Source organism: Vibrio sp. D173a, from assembly GCF_030248475.1.
This window is the reverse complement of the sequence record NZ_JAHGAH010000836.1, coordinates 1-1,425: the sequence shown is the minus strand read 5'-3', so window position 1 is coordinate 1,425 and position 1,425 is coordinate 1. Positions and strand designations below refer to the sequence as shown.

Sequence of the window (1,425 nt, the reverse complement as noted above, 5' to 3'; positions counted from 1 at the left end):
AAAATGGGCGTGATCGCAATTGGCTATGGCGATGGTTACCCGCGTACCGCACCAAATGGAACTCCGGTTTACATCAATGGCCGTAAGGTGCCGATTGCAGGTCGTGTCTCTATGGATATGCTGGCGGTAGATCTTGGCCCAGATGCGACTGACCAAGTGGGTGATGAAGCAACCTTATGGGGTAAAGCCCTGCCATCGGAAGAGGTAGCGGATCACATTGGCACGATCGCTTATGAATTGGTTACCAAACTCACTTCACGTGTCGCGATGGAGTACGTGAAATCGTGAGCGGAAAAAAAAGATGGCTTGCCAGTGCAATGACGCTGGCAGCCTCGTTGGCTTTTACTCCAGCTCAAGCCTCAGATAAATCAGAGAAAGAGCCTAAAGACTCTGCTTTTGTTCCTTTTTACTTCAGTACTGAAACCATGGGTAATACCTTTGGGGTTGCTGGTGTCGCAAAAGGGGTTGGGCAGCCACAGGCAGCATTGTTTGGTACCGCGCTCTATTCCGATAAAGACAGCTACGTCGTCTTCTTGTCCGCTTTTAACTACGCGTTGTCGCAAAACCTGCTGTTTAGTACTCAGATGTACCAAGCTCGTTTTAATGACAATCCATATTATCTCGGTGATCAGGGCAGTAATGACTCTTCTGATCTGGATAAAACCATCGCTGACGGTCACGAGCAAAACTATCAAGCTGAGTTTAAGTATTTGCTGCCTTGGGGGAATGTCGCAGAGCATGGTCTTTTGGGGGCGTTCCAACCGATTAAAGACGTCAGCTTCGCCTCTCCGCTAGAGTCTGGCGTGAGTTCGATTATCTTTACGCCGTTTTATACCTCTCGTGAGCTCAAAGATCTCAACCAAACCGAGAAAGCGACAGGCTTTAATTTAAGCTTTGATTGGGATAACCGAGACAGTACTCGTAACCCAACCAAAGGTTCACACTCTTTGTTAAAGCTGACGACGGGGGCTGACGATTGGTCTGGGAGTGATCCTTGGTTTAAATGGACATTTCAAAACAGCCAATACTACGCATTAGGTCCACTTGGAGATTGGTTTGATCAGCAAGTTCTAGCTTTTGATTTTTATACCGCCGATACACCAACGTGGAATAACTGTTCTGGTCAGGATTGTGCTCGTCCGCCAGAAACAGAACAAGCGCGTCTTGGTGGTCTGTACCGACTCAGAGGCTATACCGGTGGCCGATTCCATGGTCGCTCTGCAGTTCATTACTCAGCGGAGTATCGTGTGTTACCTGAATGGCAGCCACTGGAAGACATTCCGCTGATTAACTACTACGACTTGCCGTGGTGGCAGTGGGTTGCTTTTGCCGAAGTAGGGCGAGTGGCTGATGAGTACGATATAAAAACACTGCATACCGATATGAAATGGAGTTTGGGTGGCGCGGTGCGCTTTCAGGTAGAAG

General features: G+C 48.6%; 2 protein-coding genes. Both read left to right on the top strand.

Annotated features, from left to right (window positions below; translation table 11 throughout):
• The coding region (locus KIV40_RS29665; protein ID WP_285352838.1) for an alanine racemase C-terminal domain-containing protein at nt 1–288 on the top strand (288 nt) is incomplete at its 5' end.
• Nucleotides 289–317: 29 nt separating this feature from the next.
• Nucleotides 318–1,425, top strand: a 1,108-nt coding sequence (locus KIV40_RS29660) for a BamA/TamA family outer membrane protein (RefSeq protein WP_285352839.1), incomplete at its 3' end; no start/stop codon positions are given.